Annotated in this window: 26 protein-coding genes; 19 read left to right on the top strand and 7 right to left on the bottom strand. The window is 50.4% G+C overall.

Annotation, left to right across the window (positions count from 1 at the left end; translation table 11 throughout):
• Positions 1 to 2: 2 nt before the first annotated feature.
• The 10 genes from nuoG (at position 3) to F463_RS0103675 (ending at position 10966) form a co-directional block, all read left to right on the top strand.
• Complete coding sequence (gene nuoG / locus F463_RS0103720) at positions 3 to 2435, top strand: NADH-quinone oxidoreductase subunit NuoG (protein WP_018985709.1); 2433 nt, start codon at positions 3 to 5, stop codon at positions 2433 to 2435.
• Between the two features lies 1 nt (position 2436).
• On the top strand, positions 2437 to 3465 hold the full coding sequence (nuoH, locus tag F463_RS0103715; protein WP_018985708.1) for an NADH-quinone oxidoreductase subunit NuoH: 1029 nt from the start codon (positions 2437 to 2439) through the stop codon (positions 3463 to 3465).
• A 50-nt stretch (positions 3466 to 3515) separates the two neighbouring features.
• Positions 3516 to 4007, top strand: coding sequence for an NADH-quinone oxidoreductase subunit NuoI (nuoI, locus tag F463_RS0103710; protein WP_018985707.1), 492 nt, complete (start codon positions 3516 to 3518; stop codon positions 4005 to 4007).
• A gap of 48 nt (positions 4008 to 4055) precedes the next feature.
• Entirely contained in the window at positions 4056 to 4679 is a 624-nt protein-coding gene (locus F463_RS0103705) for an NADH-quinone oxidoreductase subunit J (protein ID WP_018985706.1), read from the top strand.
• A gap of 2 nt (positions 4680 to 4681) precedes the next feature.
• Positions 4682 to 4987 (top strand): NADH-quinone oxidoreductase subunit NuoK, encoded by a 306-nt coding sequence (nuoK, locus tag F463_RS0103700; protein ID WP_018985705.1) that lies wholly within the window; start codon positions 4682 to 4684, stop codon positions 4985 to 4987.
• Positions 4988 to 4992: 5 nt separating this feature from the next.
• Positions 4993 to 7065, top strand: a complete 2073-nt coding sequence (gene nuoL / locus F463_RS0103695; RefSeq protein ID WP_018985704.1) for an NADH-quinone oxidoreductase subunit L — start codon at positions 4993 to 4995, stop codon at positions 7063 to 7065.
• On the top strand, positions 7065 to 8573 hold the full coding sequence (locus tag F463_RS0103690) for an NADH-quinone oxidoreductase subunit M (protein ID WP_018985703.1): 1509 nt from the start codon (positions 7065 to 7067) through the stop codon (positions 8571 to 8573). Before nuoL ends, F463_RS0103690 begins: the two co-directional genes overlap by 1 nt.
• 16 nt (positions 8574 to 8589) lie before the next feature.
• Positions 8590 to 10035, top strand: coding sequence for an NADH-quinone oxidoreductase subunit NuoN (nuoN, locus tag F463_RS0103685; protein WP_018985702.1), 1446 nt, complete (start codon positions 8590 to 8592; stop codon positions 10033 to 10035).
• Positions 10036 to 10041: 6 nt separating this feature from the next.
• A complete protein-coding gene (locus tag F463_RS0103680; RefSeq protein WP_018985701.1) occupies positions 10042 to 10323 on the top strand; it encodes a DUF2818 family protein in 282 nt (93 codons plus the stop codon).
• Between the two features lie 109 nt (positions 10324 to 10432).
• On the top strand, positions 10433 to 10966 hold the full coding sequence (locus F463_RS0103675) for a phosphatase PAP2 family protein (RefSeq protein WP_018985700.1): 534 nt from the start codon (positions 10433 to 10435) through the stop codon (positions 10964 to 10966).
• A gap of 61 nt (positions 10967 to 11027) precedes the next feature.
• Here the strand turns inward: F463_RS0103675 and F463_RS0103670 are convergent, their stop codons facing one another.
• Positions 11028 to 11282: a DUF2798 domain-containing protein gene (locus F463_RS0103670; protein ID WP_018985699.1), complete on the bottom strand. Its 255-nt coding sequence runs from the start codon at positions 11280 to 11282 to the stop codon at positions 11028 to 11030.
• A gap of 116 nt (positions 11283 to 11398) precedes the next feature.
• On the opposite strand from F463_RS0103670, the gene F463_RS0103665 reads away from it, so the two are divergent.
• From F463_RS0103665 to infA, 3 genes are all read left to right on the top strand, one after another.
• Positions 11399 to 12331, top strand: a complete 933-nt coding sequence (locus tag F463_RS0103665; protein WP_018985698.1) for a LysR family transcriptional regulator — start codon at positions 11399 to 11401, stop codon at positions 12329 to 12331.
• A gap of 215 nt (positions 12332 to 12546) precedes the next feature.
• Entirely contained in the window at positions 12547 to 12753 is a 207-nt protein-coding gene (locus tag F463_RS0103660; protein ID WP_018985697.1) for a cold-shock protein, read from the top strand.
• A 90-nt stretch (positions 12754 to 12843) separates the two neighbouring features.
• Complete coding sequence (infA, locus tag F463_RS0103650; protein ID WP_018985695.1) at positions 12844 to 13080, top strand: translation initiation factor IF-1; 237 nt, start codon at positions 12844 to 12846, stop codon at positions 13078 to 13080.
• 379 nt (positions 13081 to 13459) lie between these two features.
• On the opposite strand, the gene F463_RS0103645 is transcribed toward infA, so the two are convergent.
• The 4 genes from F463_RS0103645 to F463_RS0103630 all read right to left on the bottom strand — a co-directional run bounded on the left by F463_RS0103645 (position 13460) and on the right by F463_RS0103630 (position 16335).
• Positions 13460 to 13708, bottom strand: a complete 249-nt coding sequence (locus F463_RS0103645; RefSeq protein WP_018985694.1) for a DUF2798 domain-containing protein — start codon at positions 13706 to 13708, stop codon at positions 13460 to 13462.
• Positions 13702 to 14445, bottom strand: coding sequence for an SDR family oxidoreductase (locus F463_RS0103640; RefSeq protein WP_018985693.1), 744 nt, complete (start codon positions 14443 to 14445; stop codon positions 13702 to 13704). Before F463_RS0103640 ends, F463_RS0103645 begins: the two co-directional genes overlap by 7 nt.
• Before the next feature lie 500 nt (positions 14446 to 14945).
• Positions 14946 to 15500: a TetR/AcrR family transcriptional regulator gene (locus tag F463_RS0103635; RefSeq protein WP_018985692.1), complete on the bottom strand. Its 555-nt coding sequence runs from the start codon at positions 15498 to 15500 to the stop codon at positions 14946 to 14948.
• 73 nt (positions 15501 to 15573) lie between these two features.
• Positions 15574 to 16335, bottom strand: coding sequence for a hypothetical protein (locus F463_RS0103630; protein WP_018985691.1), 762 nt, complete (start codon positions 16333 to 16335; stop codon positions 15574 to 15576).
• Positions 16336 to 16519: 184 nt separating this feature from the next.
• Here F463_RS0103630 and F463_RS0103625 point away from each other — a divergent pair, with 184 nt between their 5' ends.
• The 6 genes from F463_RS0103625 to F463_RS0103600 are packed head-to-tail and all read left to right on the top strand — an operon-like array spanning position 16520 to position 21818.
• The gene (locus tag F463_RS0103625) at positions 16520 to 17566 is read left to right on the top strand and encodes an AAA family ATPase (RefSeq protein WP_018985690.1); all 1047 of its coding nucleotides are present in this window, start codon (positions 16520 to 16522) and stop codon (positions 17564 to 17566) included.
• A complete protein-coding gene (locus tag F463_RS0103620; protein ID WP_018985689.1) occupies positions 17563 to 18423 on the top strand; it encodes a DUF58 domain-containing protein in 861 nt (286 codons plus the stop codon). The genes F463_RS0103625 and F463_RS0103620 overlap by 4 nt, the downstream gene beginning before the upstream one ends.
• Before the next feature lie 29 nt (positions 18424 to 18452).
• The gene (locus F463_RS0103615; RefSeq protein WP_018985688.1) at positions 18453 to 19361 is read left to right on the top strand and encodes a hypothetical protein; all 909 of its coding nucleotides are present in this window, start codon (positions 18453 to 18455) and stop codon (positions 19359 to 19361) included.
• Entirely contained in the window at positions 19361 to 20326 is a 966-nt protein-coding gene (locus tag F463_RS0103610; protein ID WP_018985687.1) for a vWA domain-containing protein, read from the top strand. Before F463_RS0103615 ends, F463_RS0103610 begins: the two co-directional genes overlap by 1 nt.
• Positions 20326 to 20862: a hypothetical protein gene (locus tag F463_RS0103605; protein ID WP_018985686.1), complete on the top strand. Its 537-nt coding sequence runs from the start codon at positions 20326 to 20328 to the stop codon at positions 20860 to 20862. Before F463_RS0103610 ends, F463_RS0103605 begins: the two co-directional genes overlap by 1 nt.
• Positions 20862 to 21818 carry a vWA domain-containing protein gene (locus tag F463_RS0103600; RefSeq protein WP_018985685.1) on the top strand — a complete coding sequence of 319 codons (957 nt, stop codon included), beginning with the start codon at positions 20862 to 20864 and terminating at the stop codon, positions 21816 to 21818. The genes F463_RS0103605 and F463_RS0103600 overlap by 1 nt, the downstream gene beginning before the upstream one ends.
• Before the next feature lie 32 nt (positions 21819 to 21850).
• Here the strand turns inward: F463_RS0103600 and F463_RS0103595 are convergent, their stop codons facing one another.
• Positions 21851 to 22966, bottom strand: a complete 1116-nt coding sequence (locus F463_RS0103595; RefSeq protein WP_245545122.1) for a metallophosphoesterase — start codon at positions 22964 to 22966, stop codon at positions 21851 to 21853.
• Between the two features lie 195 nt (positions 22967 to 23161).
• Positions 23162 to 24019 (bottom strand): zinc dependent phospholipase C family protein, encoded by an 858-nt coding sequence (locus F463_RS0103590; RefSeq protein ID WP_018985683.1) that lies wholly within the window; start codon positions 24017 to 24019, stop codon positions 23162 to 23164.
• Positions 24020 to 24074: the final 55 nt, after the last annotated feature.

The following is a 24074-nucleotide window of genomic DNA, read 5'->3' as shown; positions in this document are numbered from 1 at the left end:
ACATGCTAAACATCGAAATTGACGGCAAACCACTAGAAGTCGAACATGGCAGCACCATTATTGATGCTGCGGATGCCGCTGGGATCGCCATCCCGCGCTTTTGCTACCACAAAAAACTATCGGTGGCCGCCAACTGTCGCATGTGCCTGGTACAGGTAGAAAAATTTAATAAACCGCTGCCTGCTTGTGCAACGCCGGTGGCGGATGGCATGAAGATTTACACACGTAGTAAGTCAGCGGTCGAAGCCCAGCAGAGTGTGATGGAATTTCTGCTGATTAACCATCCGCTGGATTGCCCGATTTGCGATCAGGGAGGTGAATGTGACTTGCAGGATATCGCGGTAGCTTACGGCGCCTCCGGCTCACGCTACACGGAAGAAAAACGCGTGGTATTCAACAAAAATATCGGCCCGTTGGTAAGTACCGATATGACACGTTGCATCCAGTGTACGCGTTGTGTGCGCTTCCTCAAGGAAGTGGGCGGCATGCAGGAGCTGGGCCTGGTGAACCGTGGCGAGCATGCCGAGATTACGGCCTATGTAGACCAATCTGTAAACTCCGAACTGAGTGGTAACATTATTGATTTGTGCCCGGTCGGTGCTTTGACCAGTAAACCATTCCGCTACTCCGCCCGTAGCTGGGAGCTGGTACGTCGTCCTTCCATTGCCCCGCATGATGGCCTGGGTTCGCATATTGAAGTGCATGTCAAAGACAACAAGGTCATGCGTGTGCTGCCGCGTGAAAAAGAGTCAATTAACGAATGCTGGCTCTCTGACCGCGACCGTTTTTCCTATGAAGGTCTGAATAGTCCTGACCGATTGAAAGTGCCCATGATCAAGCACAACGGCCAATGGCAGGAGACAGACTGGAAAACTGCACTCGAATTTGCCGCTGGCCAGCTGAAAGACATCACCAAGGAGTCTGGTGGTGATGCGCTGGGTGTGCTGGTTTCGCCCAATAGCACCATGGAAGAGGGCTACCTCATCAAACAGCTGGCAGAAGGCCTGGGCTGTGGCAATGTGGATTACCGTTTGCGCCAGACGGATTTCCGCCTGGACGGCAAACGCACAGGCACCCCATGGATGGGATGCAATATCCAGGAAATCGAAGAGCTGGACCGTATCCTGCTGATTGGTTCCAATATCCGCAATGAGCATCCTTTGCTGGCACAACGTATCCGCAAGGCCGTCTCTAATGGTGCTGAGTTGTGCATCGTCAGCCCGCTGGATAACGATCCATTGATGGATATTGCGCACAAAGTGATTGTGCGTCCTAATGATATGGTCAATGTTCTGGGCCAGATTCTCAAGGCCATGTCCGGCTTGCAAAAACTGTCTTTGTGCTTGCCACCGACATTGAACAAATTGCTCGAAGAAATTAAAGTACGTCCAAACACACAGAAAATTGCCGAGTGCCTGGCTGGTATCAGTGAAGATTTGATCCTGATTGCACCCAAGGTGGGTATTTTCCTAGGCAATATGGCCTTGAGCGACCCGCGTTTTACTGAAATGTACAGCATGGCTGAAGCCATAGGAGGCATTACTGGTGCCAAGGGTGGAATTTTGCCGCCAGCGGCAAACAGTACCGGCATGCACCTCATGGGCGTCATGCCTTCAGCCACCGGCATGCATGCACGCGCCATGCTGGAGGTGCCACGCAAGGCCTATCTGTTACTGAATATAGAGCCTGAACTGGACTGCCAGCATGCAGCCCTGGCCAGTGCAGCCATGGCGAAAGCCGAGTGTGTGATTGCGTTGACTGCGTATAAATCCCCAGCACTTGAAAATGCAGATATCCTGTTGCCAATTACGCCTTTTACTGAAACATCAGGCACGTTCATGAGTATGGAAGGTCGTGTACAAAGCTTCCAGGCGGTGACACGTCCGCTGGGAGAAGCGCGGCCAGGCTGGAAGGTACTGCGCGTACTGGCCAATACCCTGGGCTTGAGCGGCTTTGATTTCAACAGCTCAGAAGAAGTGAAAAATGCCATCTTCAATGGCGAGAAGCCTTCTGCCGTGGTGTGGCGTAGCTTGAACAATAACCTGAAAGAACTGGTAGAAATTCAGGTCAATATCAAGAAAGAGGGCCTGCAGCGCATAGGCGAGGTGCCGCAATACGAATTTGACCCAATTGTGCGGCGTTCCGCACCATTGCAAAAAACCAAGTACAACATCCGTCCGATGGCGCGCATGCGGGCCGAGCAATTGGCAGAATTGGGCTTGCAGGATGGCGATATCGTCGTGGCTCGCCAGGACAAGGGCAGTGCTGTACTCAAAGTACGATTGGATAACCATGTGGCCAAAGGTTGCGTACGCGTGGCTGCGGCGCATCCACTGACTGCCGGCCTGGGTGATCTGATGGGCGATATCACTATTGAAAAAGCCACCGCCGAGCAAGTGGCAATTTACGAAAAACAACTGACCGAGATGGCATAACATGCAATTCTTTGCTGAATTATTTGGTTCTTACTGGACAGACGTGCAGCTGGTGTTATGGACGCTCGTTAAAATTGTAGCGATCGTGCTGCCGTTGATGATTTGCGTAGCTTACCTGACTTATGCCGAGCGTAAGGTGATCGGCTATATGCAGGTACGTATTGGCCCTAACCGTGTGGGGTATTTTGGTCTATTACAACCTTTAGCCGATGGTTTAAAGCTGCTATTCAAAGAAATTATCCTGCCCACCGCTTCCAACAAAGCCTTGTTTTTTATTGGGCCTATCCTGGCGATTGCACCTGCATTTGCGGCCTGGGCTGTGATTCCTTTTGATGCCACCCTGGTGTTGGCGAATGTGGATGCCGGACTGTTATACATTCTGGCCATGACATCAGTCGCTGTCTATGGTGTGATTATTGCCGGTTGGGCCTCTAATTCCAAATACGCCTTCCTCGGTTCATTGCGTTCTGCTGCGCAGATTGTCTCTTATGAAATTGCCATGGGTTTTACCCTGGTTGGTGTGCTGATGTGTGCCAACTCGCTCAACCTGGGTAAGATTGTCATGGGGCAGGAGGGTGGTTTCTGGCACTGGTATTTCCTGCCATTGTTCCCGCTGTTTGTAGTGTATTTCATCAGTGCCGTGGCTGAAACCAACCGCGCTCCGTTTGACGTGGCCGAAGGTGAGTCCGAGATTGTGGCGGGTTTCCATGTGGAATATTCCGGCATGGCTTTTGCCGTGTTCTTCCTGGCCGAGTACGCTAACATGATGCTGGTTTCCATGCTGGCAGCGTTGATGTTCCTCGGTGGCTGGTTATCACCTGTACCTTTCCTGCCGGACAGCATCTTGTGGCTGCTGGCAAAAGTCGCATTCCTGCTGTTCCTGTTCCTGTGGTTCCGCGCGACCTTTCCGCGTTACCGTTATGACCAGATCATGCGTCTGGGCTGGAAAGTATTTATTCCAATCACACTGGTGTGGATTATCGTGGTTGGGGGAATGATGCAAACCCAGTGGGCGTATTTGTTCCACTAACGTGATCCGCCAGTGGGTAATGCACAGACAAGGATTTTGGAAACCTTACCATGTTGAATTCGATTAAAAATACATTGGGCAGTTTGATGTTATGGGAAATGCTGAAAGGCATGGCCCTGACCGGACGCTATTTCTTTGCTAAAAAAATCACTATTCAGTACCCGGAAGAGCGTACGCCACAATCCAACCGTTTCCGTGGGTTGCATGCACTGCGCCGCTATCCCAATGGTGAAGAGCGTTGTATTGCCTGCAAACTGTGCGAAGCGGTCTGCCCGGCACTGGCGATTACCATTGAATCCGAGCAACGTGATGATGGTACGCGCCGTACCACGCGCTACGATATTGACCTGACCAAGTGTATTTTTTGTGGCTTCTGTGAAGAGTCCTGCCCGGTAGACAGCATTGTGGAAACCCGTATTTTTGATTATCACGGCGAACAGCGGGGCGACCTGGTTTATACCAAGAAAATGTTGCTGGAAATTGGTGACAAGTACGAGGCGCAAATTGCAGCAGACCGCGCCCAAGACAAAGTTTACAGATAAACCTACAGATAAAAATAAGTGTATCGATAAGGGCAAACAGGAAGAATCATGGTATTTACCGATATTGTTTTTTATGTGCTGGCTGCGATATTGCTGTTCTCCGGCATCCGCGTGATTACAACACGCAACCCGGTGCATGCAGCATTGTTCCTGGTGCTTGCTTTTTTTACCGCCGCAGGTATCTGGCTGTTACTCGAAGCCGAATTCCTGGCCATTGCGCTAATCCTGGTGTATGTGGGCGCGGTCATGGTGCTGTTCCTGTTTGTGGTGATGATGCTGGATATCAACCTGGACAAATTACGCGAAGGCTTCTGGGAGTACCTGCCCATGGCTGGCCTGATCGGCCTGTTGATGGTAGTTGAAATGACCATGGTCTTGGCCGAGAAAAACCTGCATCCTACCCAGGCTGTTGAACTGCCTGCCAATTACAGCAACACCGCAGCGTTGGGTAAAGTGTTGTATACAGACTACCTGTTACCCTTTGAGCTGGCGGCAGTGGTATTGCTGGTCGCGATGATTGCGGCAATCGTGCTGACCCTGCGCGAGCGCAAGGATAATAAATCCATGAACCCGGCCGAGCAGGTGAAAGTCAAGCGTAACGACCGTCTGCGCATCGTGTCCATGCCTGCCGAAGTAGAAGCTCCGGCACAGACTGCAGAGGAGAAAAAGTAATCATGGTTGGTTTGTCTCACTACCTGATACTGGGCGCACTGATGTTTGCCATTAGCGTGATCGGTATCTTCCTCAACCGTAAAAACGTGATCATTCTGTTGATGGCCATCGAGCTGATGTTATTAGCGGTGAACCTCAATTTTGTGGCTTTTTCGCATTACCTGAATGATATTGGCGGCCAGGTGTTTGTGTTTTTTATCCTAACTGTGGCAGCGGCAGAATCTGCGATTGGCCTGGCGATTCTGGTGGTGCTGTTCCGTAACCTGCATACCATCAACGTCGACGATCTGGATCAGTTAAAAGGTTAAGCGTGATGACAATAAAACAAATCCTGATATTGATTCCATCGCTGCCATTAATCGCAGCGGCCATCGTGGGTATTTTCCGTAATTATTTGCCGCGCTGGGCCGGCCATGTGGTCACAATTGCTGGCGTCGGCGCTGCTTTTGTCTTGTCTGCTTATATTTTCAACCAGACACTGAGCGGTTTTACGCTTAATGAAGCTGTCTATACCTGGCTGAATTCCGGTGACGTGCATTTTGAGGTGGGTTTCCTCATCGACAACCTCAGTGCCATGATGATGGTGGTGGTGACGTTTGTTTCACTCATGGTGCATATCTACACCATAGGCTATATGGCAGAAGACCCCGGTTACAGCCGTTTCTTCAGTTATATTTCACTGTTCACGTTCTCCATGCTGATGCTGGTCATGAGTAACAACTTCATGCAGCTGTTCTTTGGCTGGGAGGCCGTGGGCCTGGTGTCTTACCTGTTGATTGGTTTCTGGTTCACGCGCCCAACGGCGATTTATGCCAACCTCAAGGCATTCCTGGTGAACCGGGTAGGGGATTTTGGTTTCCTGTTGGGCATTGGCATGGTGCTGTATTACTTTGGCAGCCTGGATTACGCCACGGTGTTCCAGCGCGCCCCCGAATTTGCCAATACCGAAGTCAATCTACTCGGTGCCTGCAACTGGTCGCTGATGACTGTGACATGCCTGCTGCTGTTTGTGGGTGCCATGGGTAAATCGGCACAAGTCCCGCTGCACGTCTGGCTGCCAGACTCAATGGAAGGCCCTACACCGATTTCTGCGCTGATCCACGCGGCGACCATGGTGACCGCCGGTATCTTTATGGTGGCACGCATGTCACCTTTATATGAATTGTCTACCACGGCCTTGTCGACCGTGATGGTGATTGGTGCGATCACTGCGCTGTTCATGGGCTTCCTGGGCATTATCCAGAACGATATCAAACGCGTGGTGGCTTATTCCACCTTATCACAACTGGGTTATATGACCGTTGCACTGGGCGCCTCTGCTTATTCGGTGGCGATTTTCCATCTGATGACCCATGCGTTCTTTAAGGCGTTGTTATTCCTGGGTGCCGGTTCTGTGATTATGGGCATGCACCATGACCAGGATATCCGCAACATGGGTAACCTCAAGAAATACCAGCCCGTCACCTGGATCACCTCTTTGATCGGTTCTCTGGCGTTGATCGGTACGCCTTTCTTTGCCGGGTTCTACTCCAAAGACAGCATCATCGAAGCGGTTGAGTTGTCGCATATTCCTGGTAGCGGCTTTGCTTATTTTGCCGTGATTGTCGGTGTGTTTGTCACTGCCTTCTATTCATTCCGCTTGTATTTCCTGGTGTTCCATGGAGAAGAAAAATGGCGCCATGCCAAACATGATGACCATGCACATGTCGCACATGCAGACGAACACCATGACGACGCGCATCATGATGATCATGCACACGACGAAGAGCATCATCATGGCCTGGGGCCAAATGACAATCCACATGAGCCAGGCTGGGTCGTTACCTTGCCATTGGCGTTGCTGGCGATCCCCTCACTGGTGATTGGGTACATTGCACTGGAACCCATGCTGTACGGCGATTTCTTCAAGAATGTGATTTTTGTGAATCCTGAAGCGCATCCTGCCATGGAGCACCTCGCCCATCACTACCACGAGTTTATGCATAGCCCGGCAGGCATGGCGATACATGGCTTCACCAGCCTGCCATTTTTCCTGGCGGCCTCAGGCGTGCTATTGTCTTGGTTCTTCTATATGAAGCGTCCGGATATTCCTGCTGCGATCAAGGCACGGTTTATCGTGATCTACAATATCCTTGAAAACAAATACGGCTTTGACAGCTTTAACGAAAAGTTTTTTGCCGGTGGATCACGCTGCCTGGGTAGCCTGTTATGGAAGTTTGGCGATATCACGCTGATTGATGGCGCGATGGTGAATGGCACCGCCAATACCATGGGCAAGATTGCGGCCAAAATACGCAACCTGCAATCCGGTTTAATTTATCACTACGCCTTTGCCATGATTATTGGCGTATTCCTACTCATGACTTTCTTTATCAAAATTAACTAATGATGCAAGCCGACCTCACAAGTATTTCCTGGTTAAGTCTGGCCGTCTGGCTACCGGTGCTTTCCGGCGTGCTGGTATTGTTGCTGGGGGGTGACCATAAGGCCACATTGACGCGCTGGCTGGCATTGACTGGCAGCCTGGTCAGTTTTCTGGTGACGGTGCCGCTGTACACCTTGTTTGATGTGCAGGATGGATTCTTCCAGTTTGAAGAACTATTGCCCTGGGTGCCCGCATTCAATATGCATTACCACCTGGGCATTGATGGATTTTCGATGCCCCTGGTGCTATTGACCAGTTTTACAACTGTGATTGTGGTGCTGGCTGGCTGGGAAGTGATCACCAACCACATTGCGCAATATATGGCGGCCTTCCTGATCATGAGCGGCATCATGATAGGTGTATTTACAGCACTGGATGCGATTCTCTACTACGTGTTCTGGGAAGCCATGCTGATCCCGATGTTCCTGGTGATTGGTATCTGGGGCGGGCCAAATCGAGTTTACGCCACGATCAAGTTTTTCTTGTATACCTTGCTCGGTTCCCTGTTAATGCTGGTGGCATTCATTTACCTGTATCACCAGACCGGCAGTTTTGAGCTGGCTGACTACTACTTGTTGCCATTGAGTCTGCAAGCACAGATTTATATTTTTATTGCCTTCTTTATGGCGTTTGCCGTGAAGATCCCGATGTGGCCGGTACATACCTGGTTGCCGGATGCACACGTGGAAGCGCCCACTGGGGGGTCCGTGGTGCTGGCAGCGATTGCGTTGAAGCTAGGTGGTTACAGCTTCCTGCGTTTCGCCATGCCGATTGCACCCGATGCTGCGCATTACTTTAGTACCGCCATGATTGTGCTGTCATTGATCGCGGTGGTCTATATTGCGCTGGTTGCCCTGGTGCAAAAAGACATGAAGAAGCTGATTGCTTATTCCTCGATTTCGCACATGGGCTTTGTCACACTTGGTTTCTTCATGTTTGGCCAGCTGGCACTGGAAGGCGCCATGGTGCAGATGATTTCGCATGGCTTTATTTCTTCTGCCATGTTCCTCAGTGTAGGTGTGTTGTATGACCGCGTGCATAGTCGTGAAATCTCGGCCTATGGCGGGGTGGTTAACAAAATGCCAGTTTTCGCGGCATTTGCCGTGCTGTTTGCCATGGCCAACAGTGGCTTGCCAGGGACCTCAGGCTTTGTCGGTGAGTTTATGGTGATCCTGGCTGCAGTCAAATTCAACTTCTGGGTAGCGTTCTTCGCGGCGACAACCCTGATTTTTGGGGCGGCATATACTTTATGGATGACCAAGCGTGTGTTTTTTGGCAACGTGACCAACCATCATGTGTCAGAACTCAGTGACCTCAATAAACGTGAATTCCTGATCCTGAGCATTCTGGCGGTGCTGGTCATCGGTTTTGGCGTTTACCCGCAAGCATTGACTGAGGTCATGCAGGCCACCAGTGCAGAATTCCTGAAACATATGGCGATTTCTAAATTGCCCGTCACAGGCTATTAAGGCAGGATTTTAAAAAATGGATAATATGCAATTCGATTTGCTCGCCCTGTTGCCGGAACTGGTTGTCCTTGGGATGGCTATGTTTATTTTGTTGCTGGATTTGTTTATCCTGCCTCAGAACCGTTCCATGATTTACGGCCTGAGCCAGTTCACGCTATTTGCGTCAGCTTTCTTTACCTTTAAAACCCATACCCCCGCAGTTGGCTTTGCCTTCTCGCATATGTTTATCGACGATACCTTGTCAGATGTGATCAAGCTGATGATGTATTTGAGCACATCGCTGATCCTGGTCTATACGCGTAAATACCTGCAAGACCGCAACCTCTACCGTGGCGAGTTCTATGCCATGGTGTTGTTTGGTTTGCTCGGGATGATGATTATGGTGTCAGGACACAATCTGCTGACCATTTACATCGGGCTGGAACTGTTGTCGCTTTGTTTGTACTCCCTGGTGGCATTCGACCGCGATAATCCTAAAGCATCTGAATCTGCCATGAAGTATTTTGTGTTAGGCGCACTGGCATCTGGCATGCTCTTATATGGTATGAGCATGCTCTATGGCATGACCGGTAGCCTGGATGTCAGTGATATTGCCAACAATATCATGCAGCAAAACAAGAGCCCGGTCCTGATTATGGGCCTCGTCTTCGTGGTGGCAGGCATTGCTTTCAAATTCGGTGCGGTGCCTTTTCAGATGTGGGTGCCGGATGTTTACCAAGGGTCACCCACACCGATGACCTTGCTGATTGGTTCCGTGCCCAAGCTGGCTGCATATGCCATGACGGTACGTTTGCTTGTGCAAGGCTTGCATCCATTGGCGCTGGACTGGCAAGACATGCTAGTGCTGATGGCCGTGCTGTCGATTATTATCGGTAACTTTAGTGCCATTGTACAAACCAACCTCAAGCGCATGCTGGCTTATTCAACCATCTCGAATGTGGGCTTCATCATGTTTGGCATGATGAGCGCGAATGCGAACGGCTTTGCTTCCAGCTTCTTCTATATTGCCGCCTATGTGCTCATGTCTATTTCAGGCTTTGGCATTATTCTGCTGTTAAGCCGTAAGGGATTTGAGGCGGATGAAATCAATGACCTGAAAGGCTTGAACCAGCGCCATCCATGGTATGCCTTCCTGATGCTGATTGTGATGTTCAGTATGGCTGGGATTCCGCCAACGGTAGGCTTCTATGCCAAGTTTACCGTGCTACAAGCGGCCTGGCAGGCTGGCTTTACCTGGCAAGTGGTATTGGCAGTGTTGATGGCGACCATAGGCGCGTTTTACTACCTCAATATTGTCCGCAAGATGTATTTTGATGAAGCTGTGGATCATGCGCCGCTGACCGCCCCGCTCGACATGCGTTTGGTGCTCAGTGTACAGACACTGGCTTTGCTGGGCCTTGGCTTGTTCCCTGAAATCCTGCTCAGTGTTTGTGGCCATAGCCTGCTGATCAGTTTGCAGTAAGTTATCATGGCGACAAAATTATTGTTTCTGTTGATTATGCTGTTTATGGCAAATCTGGGTTGGGTCTCAGACAAATGGCTGGGCCTCGTTGGCTCAGTCAGCCAGTTATGGCAGCGCTTTGTTGCATTGTTGCCGGCCTATTTCATTACGCTTGGCATCGCTTATCTGGTAGAGCGATTCGTCATGGGCCAGGTTTGGCCGCAAGGCTGGGAGTACTACAGCATTACATTGTGCGTCTTCCTGGTACTCTCGTTCCCCGGCTTTGTTTACCGTGTGCTATGGAAGTAAGCACACGTCATATTAACTTCATCAATCCTTCACGATAGTTTCAAGCATCTCAGCCACACTATGCTTACCCAAAGAGCATAGTCGGGGTAAGTCCCGGAAAGGATCTGCGATGCTGAAACTACAACAAACACTGGGATGGGTGCAGTCGGTAGATAACCGGCTGTGTGTCAAAGTCAGTCATACTGGGCAATATCGCCTGATTCGCCATTTTTTCCGCGCCATTTCGCGCATGGGTGATGGCATGTTCTGGTACCTGCTAATGCTCGTCATTGCAATCACGCAAGGGCAGCACGGACTCTATGTCTGCCTGCATATGCTGACGGCAGGTCTCACGGGTACCTTGGTCTACAAATGGCTTAAACATCGCACCAGTCGGCCAAGGCCTTTCCAGGTCCGCCAGGATGTGCTATTGAGCGGCACGCCTCTGGACTATTTTAGCTTCCCCTCAGGTCACACTTTGCATGCCGTGGCATTCGGCATGGTGGCTTTACATTATTACCCGCAATTATTTCCTATCGTGTATCCCTTTGTAGTGCTGGTAGGTGTCTCGCGTGTGGTGTTGGGATTACATTATCCCAGTGATGTGCTCGCCGGTGCAGCTGTCGGTTATTTTATCGTCATGTTGTACTCGCCGCTATTTTAGAATCAGATTCCAAATTTTAAACGGATGCCGTTTTTGCATCCGTTTTTCATTTTGGTTAACGCTAGTGAGCCTCGACCAGTTTTGCGACAAGATGCATGACAATAGGCCTGACGATCAATACACAGCAAAACGCCACGGGCATAGCCAGTGAATATGCATGCAACACATGCAGAATATAACCGGCCTGCACACCACTGTTGGCGGCAACAATCACCATGGACATTAAAAACGCCATGATGCCCGCCATAAAAAAGGCAAATACGTAAGGCGTAAATTTTTTTGGGATTTTACGAAAACTGTTTTTTGTTTGATTCATCATGCTCTCCAATCAATGCTTGAACTATAAAGCGATACAAAACCTGACAGTAGTCTCTTGAATATTGAATCACTATAAAGATAAACTATCGAATAAATCATTATTTTCGATAGTTAATGGATACTCTGAGAAGCATAGAAAGTTTTGTCAAAGCCGTCCAGGCAGGCAGTATTGCAGCCGGCGCTAGGCTGCAAGGGATTACTGCCGCAGCAGCCAGCCAGAACATCCAGCGACTGGAGAGATCGCTAGGCACACGTTTGTTGATGAGAACAACCCGTAAACTGGCCATGACCGAAAGTGGTGAGCTTTATTATGCGGAAGTGCAACCTATCATAGAGGCGCTGGCCAAGGCACAATCTGTGATTACCGAGTTTCAAGGTCAGCCGCAGGGCCGCTTGCGGATAGGGTCATCGGTGGCCTTTGGCCGCCATGTGCTTATGTCACTGATTCCTGCATTTACACGCACCTACCCAAAAGTTTCCATTGAGTTGGTGCTGTCTGATCATAGCCTGGATCATGTGACGGAAGATATCGATATCAGCATTCGCTTTAAGCAACAATTGGAACCCGGCCTGGTAGCCAGAAAAATTGCGACCGTCCCTGTGTTGTTTTGTGCGGCGCCAGCCTATCTTCAGCAAAAAGGCATTCCACAAACACCAGAAGCCTTGTCAGGGCATGACTGCCTGCTGTTCCGCATCCCAGTGAATGGCCGTTTGCTCAGCTGGACATTTAACCGTAATGGCATGCTGTATGAGCCTGAAATCGAGCCTAGTATCATCTGTAATGATATTGACTCTTTACACCGGCTGGCCCTTGAAGGGGCGGGGATTGCGCGATTGGCTGCATTTGTTGCCAATGAAGATATCTTAAAAGGATCGTTAGTCCCGCTGTTCCGGCCTTCTGCAGCATATCCCGATATGATGGCCGCCGAGAGTCTGCCACTGGAGTTTTACGCATGCTTTCGCGACAAGCACGCAATCACCAATAAGGTCAGGGTATTTATGGATTATCTTGTGCGCGAGATACCTGCCTCATGGTCATCATTATGATGACTCCCGGCCTGTTATCGTTCTTTGATTTTCGCCGGATGATTAAATACTTGTTGCCAATATTCAATATTACGTGCATAGTACAACCTCACGACGTTCAAGTAGTGTTGTTGTTCTCCGGTTCTATCTTTTGGTTCTATCGTTACTTCTCGCCATCTTGATCCTCGTTTTTATGGGTTTTTGCCCGATTTTTTATTTTTATTCAAGGATTTATTATGGTGACAGGTTCTGTTAAATGGTTTAACGATTCTAAAGGTTTTGGTTTTATTACTCCGGATAACGGCGGCGAAGATTTGTTCGCACATTTTTCTGCAATTCAATCTGCAGGCTTCAAAACATTGAAAGAAAATCAGCGCGTAAGCTTTGAAGTAGCTACTGGTCCTAAAGGCAAGCAAGCTGCAAACATTCAAATTATTGAATAATTCAATGATTGTCCGCAGGGTTGCTTTTGAGCAACCTAACGGAAAAAGCCCGGCCAATCCGGGCTTTTTTATTGTTAAAAAGGATGCTGAATGGCAAAAGAAGAATTAATTGAAATGCAAGGTGCGGTGACTGAGATTCTGCCAGATGCGCGTTATCGCGTGAAACTGGATAATGGTCATGAATTGATTGCATATACCGGCGGCAAGATGCGTAAACACAAGATCCGTATCCTGGCCGGGGACAAAATCACCATTGAAATGTCGCCTTATGATATGGATAAAGGCCGCATTATTTTCCGTCACCTGGAGCCACGCAAGCCGTTCTGATGGTGCAGCGATGATTCGCTGACACTTATCCAATCTGGCCGATGGTTTGTCACTGCGTTTGCAAGGCTTCAGGGTTATTCAACACTGTGATTCATCCAGTGTTAAGAAAGCTTCAATATGGCCCCCTGAGCAGACGCGATAGGCTAGCTTGTATTTCCGCTCCCCGCTTCAGCTCCAGTGTGGCTTTGACCCGCAAGTGCCAGGCATCGCTATCTCTCAATAAGCAGGACAGGTTTCTCCAGCAGCATTGCCGCATAAGGTAATCACGCTGTCCGGTGTTAACGGTAATTCATTCCCCGATATATATTAAGCGCCACTGAACACTCTATGATGAAACAACATTTTGGAATGCACCGCCATGGTTCGGCAGGGCGGTGCTTTAGGCATTTTCTTTGATCAGCCACTCCGTCAAGCGCAGTAAAGCAGGCGCTAAAAGCAGAATGCTGATCAGGACGATAGGCCAGGCGATGCTGATACTAGTCAACCATTTCTCTAAAAAATGAGCTGCTGGCACATGATTTAGAAGCAAAATAGATAAGGTGACAATGTTGACTGTAACCAGCGACATCAGCATGGCGAACACTAGCTTACGTTTAAGTGCCACCCGTTTGTTTGGGCTATTTACCATGGCAAGGTTTGGTCTTCGTGGAAATAACCGCCTGTCGGGCCTTGTTCATCCAACGTGGCCAGTCTGACCGAAGTTTTCCAGCTATCGCTGATTTCCATTGGTGCATGCGGCCCACCCAGTTCGGTTTTTACCCAGCCAGGGTGTGCTGAATTGACTTTAATATTGCTGTCTTTCAAGGCATGCGCCAAATGGATGGTGAACATATTCAAAGCACTTTTTGATGCATTGTAGGCTAGGCCTTTGGCGACTTCGATCGGCGAGTTAGGTGTGCTGTGCAGGGTTTGTGACCCCAAGATGCTGGACAGGTTGACGATACGGCCTGCGGGAGAACGCTGTAGCAATGGCAGTAATGCCTGAGTCAGGGCAATGACGGCAAAGAAGTTGGCGTCAAAGGTAGTTTTGAGTGTGTCTTGATCTACCGTCAGGCTGTTATTTTGCCCGATGAGTTCTTCTTTCAGAATGCCTGCGTTATTGACCAAGATATCCAGCTTGCCGTACCGGGATTCCAGCGTCTGGGCGACTTTTTGTGCCGCGTCAGCTAGGCTTGCATCGTACAGCACATAATCTGCATCGGCCCCCAGAGCCTTCAATTCTGCCACTGCCTTTTCACCTTTGAGCTGGTCACGTACCCCAATCACTACCTTTATTCCCTGTTCTGCCAGTTTTTTGGCAGTTTCGAAACCAATCCCGCGGTTACCTCCTGTGATCAATGCAATGTGTTGTTGTAGGGCACTCATATATAACTCCTTTAATGATTAATTTAATTAAATACCAATTGGTAAATAAATAATAAAGCAGCATTAGCAAGCTTGTCAATATATATTTACCAAATGGTATTTAAATTGCAGTGAGCGGAAAGAGTAATGATGACAACAGATCATCTTTGTAAAACGTGGACGGTCCATCGCCTTCGATCATGAAGTTACCTGAACAGGATATCTTGAGACAGGCTGCTTTTACGCTGTTTGACTGCTTGCAGTTGCTGGTAACATGGAGACACGAGCGCCGTTAAACGAGCGATCAGTAAAAGGATTCGTTACCAACCAGGGTCATGATGATGGCAACGCTTCAGGCCGTACTTGTGCAGGCAGCCACAAATCCAAAAGAGTGATGTGCAATCGTGGCTACTCAGTTTATTGCGCAGGCTTACACTACTGGCAAACTCTGATAATTAAAGCGCCGTAGAATAAATAGTAAAGAAGGCACTGCCACCCCATGATGAGTGGCAGTGTTTGTATTAGAGGGCGTTACGCACCAGTGTCACGGCTGCGAGTTTTGCACGTGCGGCGGCGCCGGTGTTGGGGGTGAGGCGCTCAACCAAAGCGGCACCTTCAAACAGGATGGTCAGTTGCTGGCCCAATGCTTCAGGATCTTTGGCCCCGGCATGGCGGGCAATGTCGCATAAATAGCGTTGCAATTCAGCAGAGAGTACCGCTGAGTATTGATTGATAGGATGTTCAGCCTCAGGAAACTCGACGGCTGCGATATGAAACGGCAGGCCACGAAATTCTGGCTGGCTGATCCATTGCTCCATCAATTCGCAAAGCAGCAGCAGCAACTCTTGTGACTCGGCCTTTTTGGAGGCTAGCTGGGCATTTAACCAGGCATAAAATTTGTCAGACTTGTCACGCAGGTAAGCTGTGATGAGTTGGTTCTTGCTTGGGAAATGCTTGTATAGCGTTGCTTTCGCGACGCCAGCTTCAAGAATGATGGTATCTACGCCCGAGGCCTGTATCCCTCTGCTGTCAAACAGGCTACTCGCTATGTTCAGTATTTTGTCTCGCATGTTCATTGCTTATCCTTTTATCCCGACTTTCAGTGATCCCGATTTCAGGGTTCCCGATCTTTTAGTATGTACTTCGCGCTTATTCTCTAGGGATACGATCCCGCCCTTGTGGCCGCATCAGTTCTTGCGGGTAAAGGCAGCTAACATAGCCTAGCGCTTGCCGTAACGGTTCCACCTGGTCTGTATCGACCTTGCCTTCTGTCACAAACATGATAAAGGCACGGCGCTGTACTTCTGGCAACATGGCTGCCTGCGGCAGCTGGCAGCTGCCATTTTGCATTTTCTGGTAGGCCAGGTTGAGCAGACTCAGTGTGACCGGATCAGCGGTACCCACATTCTGGCTGAGCGGGCTCTCCAAAGGCTCAGCTTCCAACGGTTTTTGCTTCACTGGGGCAAAAGTCATCCACATCACACACAAACTCACTAGCAGGCCAAATGACAGTGAGCGGTAAAAAACAGTCGGCGCCAGCTGGCTATGCACGGACTGGTCAAACAGTTGCCAGGCCTGACTGCTGCCTGTTTGCGACTGTACCTGTATGGCACCTACCGCCAGGAAAAACCATTGATCCAGCAGGGCAGGGTGCAACTTGGCCATGGACCGTTGTTGCGCAGTTTCCAGCATCTGGCGAATGGTGGAAATATCCTGCACATCAAGGACTCCGTTCCCACTTTGCCGAATCCTGAGCATATTCCAGCCCAGCAATTCATCGCTCAGCATGTAAAAAGGCGCATGCTTACCCCATTGTTTAAACCCCAGCTTCCATAAGCCATGCGTGGCATATGCCTTGCACAGGCGGCCGTATCGTTGTCTGGTCTGATTCACGATCGTTAATAGATTCACGCCAATAACCCCTAAAATCCTCTTGCTTTTTTTTCAATGGCTGCAGTAGACTAGAAAGAAGTGAACAGACCTGTCTGCATATTATCGTGGCTTCACGCAAAATGCAATCAGTGGATGTCACACTGTTTTCCAAAAGCTACTTTGGCATCATAGCTCCGGCTGAATTTGTAAACAAGGGATCACCATGACATCTGTCTCCATTGCAACACAACTGGCGGACTGGCGCGCTCATGCGCTCACGCTTGAAAATGAAGTGAAAAAGGTCGTTGTTGGCCAGGACAAGGCCATACGCGCCATCAATATTGCTATTTTCGCCCGCGGCCATGTGCTGCTTGAAGGTGGCGTGGGCGTGGGTAAAACCACCTTGTTGCAATCTATTGCCCGGGGCCTGGGTGGCGCGTATGAGCGTATCGAAGGCACGGTAGACTTAATGCCTAACGACTTGATTTACCATACTTTCCTCGGTGAGGATGGTCGTCCGAAAGTGGATGAGGGACCTTTGCTTAGGGCGGGTGAACAGCTCTCGGTCTTCTTCTTTAACGAGATTAACCGCGCACGGCCACAAGTGCATGCGCTGATGTTACGCGTGATGGCAGAGCGTCATGTACATGCCTTCAAAAAAGAATACCGTTTGCCACATATGCTGGTATTTGCTGACCGTAACCAGGTCGAAAAAAATGAAACCTTTGAAATCCCATCTGCCGCCCGTGACCGGTTTATGATGGAAATCCCGATTGAGATTCCTGATGACAGGAATCTGCGCAAGGCGCTCATGTTTGATGTGAAGTTCCAGCATGCCGAACGCCTGACACAGCAGGTCCAGAGTGGCGTACTGGCTTACGACCAGCTCAATGCGTTCTCCGATGTGTTGCAAAACCACATCAGTGCCAGTGATGTGCTGGAAGATTATGCCCTTGATTTATGGCAGGCCACACAATCCCCGGCGGCATTTGGTATCCAGCTCGACAGCGTGGATGTCAATCGCCTGATACACACCGGTGCCAGCCCGCGCGGCATGGGCATGTTGCTCAAGGCAGCGCGCGTCCATGCCTGGCTGATGGAGCGAGACAGCTTGTACCCTGAAGATATTCATGCCGTGTTTCACGAGATCATCGCGCACCGCCTGGTGTTGAATCCCATGTTTGAGAGCCGTCGTACAGAGTTGTCACGTGAACTGACCAACCAGATCCTGGCGACAGTCAGCGTGCCGTCCAAGGCAAAAGCAGCATGATTCCGGCCAGCGCACAGCCATTTTTCTACCAGGTCCCGTGGCGATCCGGTAGCGTGCATGCGGGCGAACATTTGGGGTTGCAGCGTGGTCCGGGCGATGAATTCAGCAAGCATGTGTCGCTGGTGGATTACCCGGATGCCAGGCGCCTGGATTTGCGCCAGACGTTACGTGACCCCTATGAGCAGGTGCAGGTACGTGTGTTCAAGCAAGAAGCCTCAACGCCGCTGTATGCCGTTTGTGATTTATCCAGCTCCATGCAGTTTCAGGGGCAGGCCAGCAAGCTCGAGACCGTGCAGGCCGTTGCAGCTTCGATTGCCTGCTCTGCGCATGAAAACAGCGACCTCTTTGGCATGGTGAGCTATGACCATGCCGTGATTCCGCACTTGAGCCAGGCACCTGGGCATCATGCGCATCAGTCATTTGACACCATTGCCCAGCTGGCCGCATTTCATAACACGTGCAAGGATGGTCAGGGCATAGTAGAAGCCACCGGATGGTTGGGGCAGCAAAAAGGCCTGGTGTTCTGGATATCGGATTTTCATTTGCCACTGAGTTTAATCGAGCGTGGCCTCAACGGCATGTCGAATCACCAGGTGATCCCGGTGGTGTTATGGGATCCGCAGGAGTATCAGCGCTTGCCACGCTTCGGGTTTGGCAATTTGCAAGATCCGGAAACCGGCCTGCAAAGAACTATTTTTTTCCGCCAGGCGATCCGTAGCCAGTTTGCTGAGCAGTTTGAACAGCGCAAACAGGCACTGGATCAATTGTTTGCACGCTTTGATATCCGGCCTTTGTATGTCACCGGCCATTTTGAGGCTGGCTTGCTGTCGGATTATTTTGAACAACTTATTCACTAGCGTCCCGTAGTGAAACCGAAAGTATCGTGATGAAACAGATTTTTTTAGGGTGGTTGGCCATTTGCCTGGTTGCAATGCCAGCATTCGCCGAGACGCAGGTTACAAAAACGCAGCCAGTAGGGGTCAAGGTATTGAGTGTGCAGAACCCAACTACTTATGCGGGTATACAGCTGGGTGATGTATTGCAGCGCACAGTCAGGCTCTCAGTCTCTGAGCAGGACCAGCTCAACGAAAATGAGTTGCCTTTGAAGGGTTTGCAACGGCACGGCGTAGAGCTCAGGCAGGTTCAGGTCAGTAACGAGTCACAGGCTGGCGAAAAGAGGTATACATTGGTATTTGAATACCAGGTGTTTGCCAGCAGCGGCAAACCGGTGCAATTGCAATTGCCTGCCGAGCGTATTGTTTTTAATAGTGGGGCGGTCGCCGAAATACCCGCGTGGCGTTTCTGGCTGATGTCGCAATTGCCGGATCGTTTGCAGCCAGCCCAACCTACCGTGATTGCGCAATACCACCCCCTGTTGAAGAAAACTGACATGATACAGCGCTGGCTGGCAGTGAGCCTGTTGCTGGCAGTGGTGGGTGCCCTGATTCTGCTTTATCGCAATGCTGATTGGGGTTGGTTACCAATGATGAATGGCGATTTTGCACGCGCTTATCGCCGACTCAAGCGTTTGCCAGCCACATCAGGTGGACACAAACAGGCAGCGTTGATCATGCAGCAGGCGTTTAACGATTGCTTTGGACAACAAATGCTGGCCAGCCATGTGCCAGCGTTTGTGGCACAACAGCCGGTTTTCCAACCATTGGAATCGCAAATAAAAACCTTTTTTGTGCAGGCAAATGCAGTGTTGTATGGCGGCCAGTTACCGACTGCTGAATATTTGCAGCAATACAAGACACTCGCACGCCAGTTACGTGACTGTGAACGGAGGGTGTGATGCATTGGTTACACCCCTGGTTTTTGCTGTTACTCCCCGTGGCAGCCGTTCCTTTCCTGTTGAAAAGCCGGCATGCGCAAGCCTATTCTTGGCTGGAGATGGTGCCTGACGATCCATTTTCTGAGCGTATCCATGTACTGGTAAAAGCCGCGACGGCCTTATTGCTATTGTGCCTGGTACTGGCGCTGGCTAGCCCGCAAGGCGATAGCCATGAGGAGCAGAAAGTTGGTAAGGGCGCACAAAGCGTGTTTGTGATTGATCGCAGTGTCAGTATGGATCATCCGTTTGCCGGGCAAGCCACAGGCGGCCATGCAGCAGAAATCAAGTCAGCTGCGGCAAGGCGATTGATTACTGCATTTATTGATTCGCGCCCAGATGACATGATGGGCGTGGTTGGTTTCACCAACTCAGCCTTATATGGCATGAAAATCACGACTAATCGAGAGGGTATCCATGCCGCCATCCAGGCGGCAACTGGACCCGCATTGAACCAGACCAATATTGGCGCGGGCATTACTAACGCTGTCACCTTGTTTGAAAACATTCCAAGTACCGGATCGCGGGCGATTGTATTGTTGTCGGATGGCGCCGGTAAATTAAGCCCACGAGTCAAATACCAAATCCGCAAACAGCTGGTGGGTAAAAAACTGAATTTGTACTGGATTGTGCTGCGTGAGCCGGATGACATCAGTATTTTTACCGGCAATGAATATGACGATGACCACTTGCCTGAAGCGATTGCGCTGGATCGATTTTTTCAATCTCTCAATATTAAGTACAAGGCATTTGAAGCAGATAATGCGACTGCACTGGAGTCTGCGTTGCGCGAAATTGATGCCAAGGAAAAGAATGTGATCCAGTATGGCGTCATCATTCCTGGTCACGACTACGCCAATGACCTGATCATCGTCGCTTTGTTGCTAGGGTTGGGCCTGATATTAATTAAACAGATAAAGGTGTACTAATGACAGTTTATCGAAAACATGCCAATTGGTTTTGGGGCAGTATGACATTCATCGGGATTGTCGGGACGCTCTATTTTGGTTGGCAGCTGTATATGCTGCGTGACTTAAATCAGCAGATTCGCACCGGTCAAGTCATCAAGGAGGGCGCGGAACCCTACTTGCAGAAGTTTACGGCCGCTTATGATCAGGGCCAGCATGGCGATTTCAAGCATGCGGTGCAAACTTATGGTCAGGCGCTGGAGTTGGCCCCGCCCGCTGCAGAGTTGCCGCATATCCATTTCAATATTGGCAATAACCTGTTTTTGTCTGGCCTGGTGCGTACGATTAATGAAGATGGCACCTTCCAGGATGAAGCAAGGTATGCCTTTACCCAGGCCAAAATTTCCTATGAGCAAGCATTGCGTTTGCAGCCTGATGACAAGGCCGCTAAATTCAACCTGGCCTTGCTGCATTCGGTGATGGCACGCGGTATGCAGGCCGCCAGCAAAGATCAGTCGCATATGGAACTCAGTAACTTGCCGATAGGATTGCCATAATGAAGTGGATGACATGGTTAAAGCAACACTACGAACCGGTGTGCTATGGGCTTGCCTTGGTCCTGCTGTTGTTGGCGCTGGTGAAACCTGAAATCCAGCTCAGGCAACAGGTGCAGCATTATTTGCTGATTGCCGATATTTCACAGAGCATGAATGCTGAAGATGAAACTCTGAACCAGAAAGCGGTCAGCCGTTTAGCCTACAGCCAGCATTTGATGAAACAACTAGTACACAAATCGCCTTGCGGCACCTATTTCAGTCTCGGGATTTTTGCCTCGGATAATATCGCCATGCTGCAAACGCCGCTGGAAGTCTGCAAAAACCTGGATGTGATCAGTGATGGCATCGATCACCTGGAATGGCGCATGGCGTGGAAGGGAAATAGCCGCCTGAGTTTTGCCGTGCATGCAGCCACGCATGTGTACGATGCGCTTAACCAGCCAGCACAGATGCTGTTTTTTACCGATGGTGACGAAGCGCCTCGCGTGAATGTCACTATCAAGCAGGACCTAAGTGGCGTGCAGATTGGTGAGTTTTTCACCTTTATTGGTGTTGGCGGCCCACAAAAAATAGCGATTCCGCGCTATAACTCAGCGAATAAACCTGTGGGGTATTGGCCGGTCAGCGACAATAACAATGCAGGTGCGGTTGGCGTGACTTATGCAGATCCTAGCCAGGACGAACCTGACCCACCTGTCGCCTACGCCGAATATGATCGTATGTTATCGCAATTAGAGGAAGACTACCTGAAGTCGTTGGCAGACGAATTTAAGGGTAGTTACCTAAAAGGAGCTGACACCGAAGCGTTTTACCGCACGTTGTCAGACAAACCGCGCACGGCGAGTTTTGTCACAGACTATCCGTTGCGAGCTATCTATCTGGTGGCGGCCTTGTTGTTGATCCTGGCGACCTATGTGCCGGATATCCGTTTCCGCCGTATGGCAGAAGAAGCTTAAATTCCTAGGTGCTGGTTAATCACAGATTCTACTTAATCAAAAGGGACCAAGGTTAAACACGTAATCTCTGAGGGGGCGCCGAAGCGGAGAGGTGGTCCCCAGTAACCCGTGCCACGGCTAACATAAATCCACAGGTCTTGCAGTTTATGCAAGCCAGCCACATAGGGTTGCTGCAAGGGCACAAAGTATTTCCATGGCCAGAACTGGCCGCCGTGGGTATGGCCTGACAGCTGCAAGTCGAACCCGGCAGACTGGGCCGCTTCTGCACTGCGTGGCTGGTGTGCCAGCAGGATTTTGGGCGCATCACTCGGGGCGCCTGCAATGGCAGCGCTGGGGTCGCTGAGGTGATCAGCGTAGAAACTGCCCGCACTGTAATCTGTCACGCCTGCCACCACCAAGGTGGCACCATCATGTGTAAGTTGTACATGCTCATTCAATAGTACCCGCACACCTAGGCGATCCAGTTCGCGTATCCAGTCGAGTGCGCCCGAATAATACTCATGATTGCCAGTGACAAAAAAACTGCCGTGGCGTGCATTGAGCTCGGCGAGTGGCAGGGTATGTTGTGACAGTTCGTGTACACGGCCATCGACCAAGTCTCCGGTAATGGCAACCAGGTCAGCTTCCAGAGAGTTTACCTGCTGCACTATCCGCGACAGGTATCCTTGCTTAATAGTAGGTCCGACGTGAATATCGCTGATTTGCACAATACGGAATCCATGCAGACTTTGAGGCAGATTGTGTAGCGGAACCGTCACGTTGACCACTTTTGCCAGTTTACGAGCTTGAACAAAGCCGGCCACCGTAATCAGCAATGTTGCTGCGAGCACTAGCAAGGCACTATTCTTTTCCAACGCTGAGAAATCGATGGCCATGAGCTGCATGGCATGCATACCAGCCGCCACCAGCAGTAATACATCACGCAAAAGCGTAAAGACCAGTAGCGATGAAAAGAGTCCCATCACGGTCATCGCAATCCAGCTAACCGTATCCCTTAGCCACGCGTTGCGGAAGCCTCGAGCGAGCAAGGCGACGGGCTGTAGGAGCGCAGATAAGGCCAACAAACTCCATCCTGACCAGTATACAGCTTGTGGCCATGGCATATGGTTGAGCAGGCGGGCACCAATGTAATAATGTAGAAGGCTCACCAGAGAAGTGCTGATGATTAAGAAGCGAAGAGGCCGCATATGGTTTTTATCCAGGGGGATGGCATTTTGCCAGGCGATGTCCGTTAGATGGAGACGATACCCATAGATTCAAGTTTGATCGCGCTGAGTGAGGCATAGCAGGCCTTTCTAGTGAGGTATAAAACTTGGCAACCCCAAGCGCTCATGCGTAAAAAACTAACAGTCTGGCTGGTTAAACCATTGGTGCTGATACTGTTCAAATGCACTGATGGCGCGCGTCGGCCGCAGACGCGCATCTTGCAGGCATTTACGCCGCCAGTCGTCCAGTTGCTCCATGCCCAGGTTGATATGTTCGGCATGCAGGGACGGGAAACTGCCATTGATCAGCTGGGGCAAGTCTTGCAGCGCCAAGGTGACCTGGTCGCGGTAATAAGCCAATTTGTGTTCAAACTCGTTATCCAGCCTGCGGTAGCGGTGAAGCAGGTATTGCGGGATGCGTGACAGGCGCAAGGCCTGATCGGCACCGGCCAGTCTTGAAACCGCTTGGTGCACAATATTGGCATCACATTGCCAGGCGGGCGACAAGGTCTCGACAATGGTTTTACGGTGTATGCGCAACAGCTTGCCAGGCGAAGGCATTCCAGGCTGGTGCAGATACGCATCCATGGCCCATTCGGCAGCAGCATGTGTGAGCACACTGTGATGTTGCCATTTGGCTTCAAACGTGGGCACAAAATGCTGGTGCGCAACAACATCTGTCAGCAAGTGTATGTTGTAGCCTATGCCTAAGGCCAATTGGCGTTCATTCTTGGTCTGTAATAGCTGCTGGCCCATGCCCCAGCCGTGACTATGGTTAAACGTGCGCGAGACGACGGCAAGATCGGGTAGGCAGGCGCCAGTCATGACCAGTGCGGGGTAGCGCTGCATGACGCTGAGCCAGGGCAATGGCAAGAGCGGTAACGCTTGCAGCCACTGATGTGTGTACGCAACATGCGAATAGAGTCCCCAGGCATGTGCCTCACTGGGTAGTGCTAGCAGCAATAACAGTATGATCATCAGTGTGCGAAGTGGCATGCACGCACTTTGCAATTGTTAAATGACAGTCACATGAAGGCTGTATGACGTTGAT

It is taken from the genome of Methylophilus methylotrophus DSM 46235 = ATCC 53528, from assembly GCF_000378225.1.
GTDB classification, from domain to species: domain Bacteria; phylum Pseudomonadota; class Gammaproteobacteria; order Burkholderiales; family Methylophilaceae; genus Methylophilus; species Methylophilus methylotrophus.
Note: the sequence above shows the minus strand (reverse complement) of the source record. Positions and strands in the feature narration are given on the sequence as shown.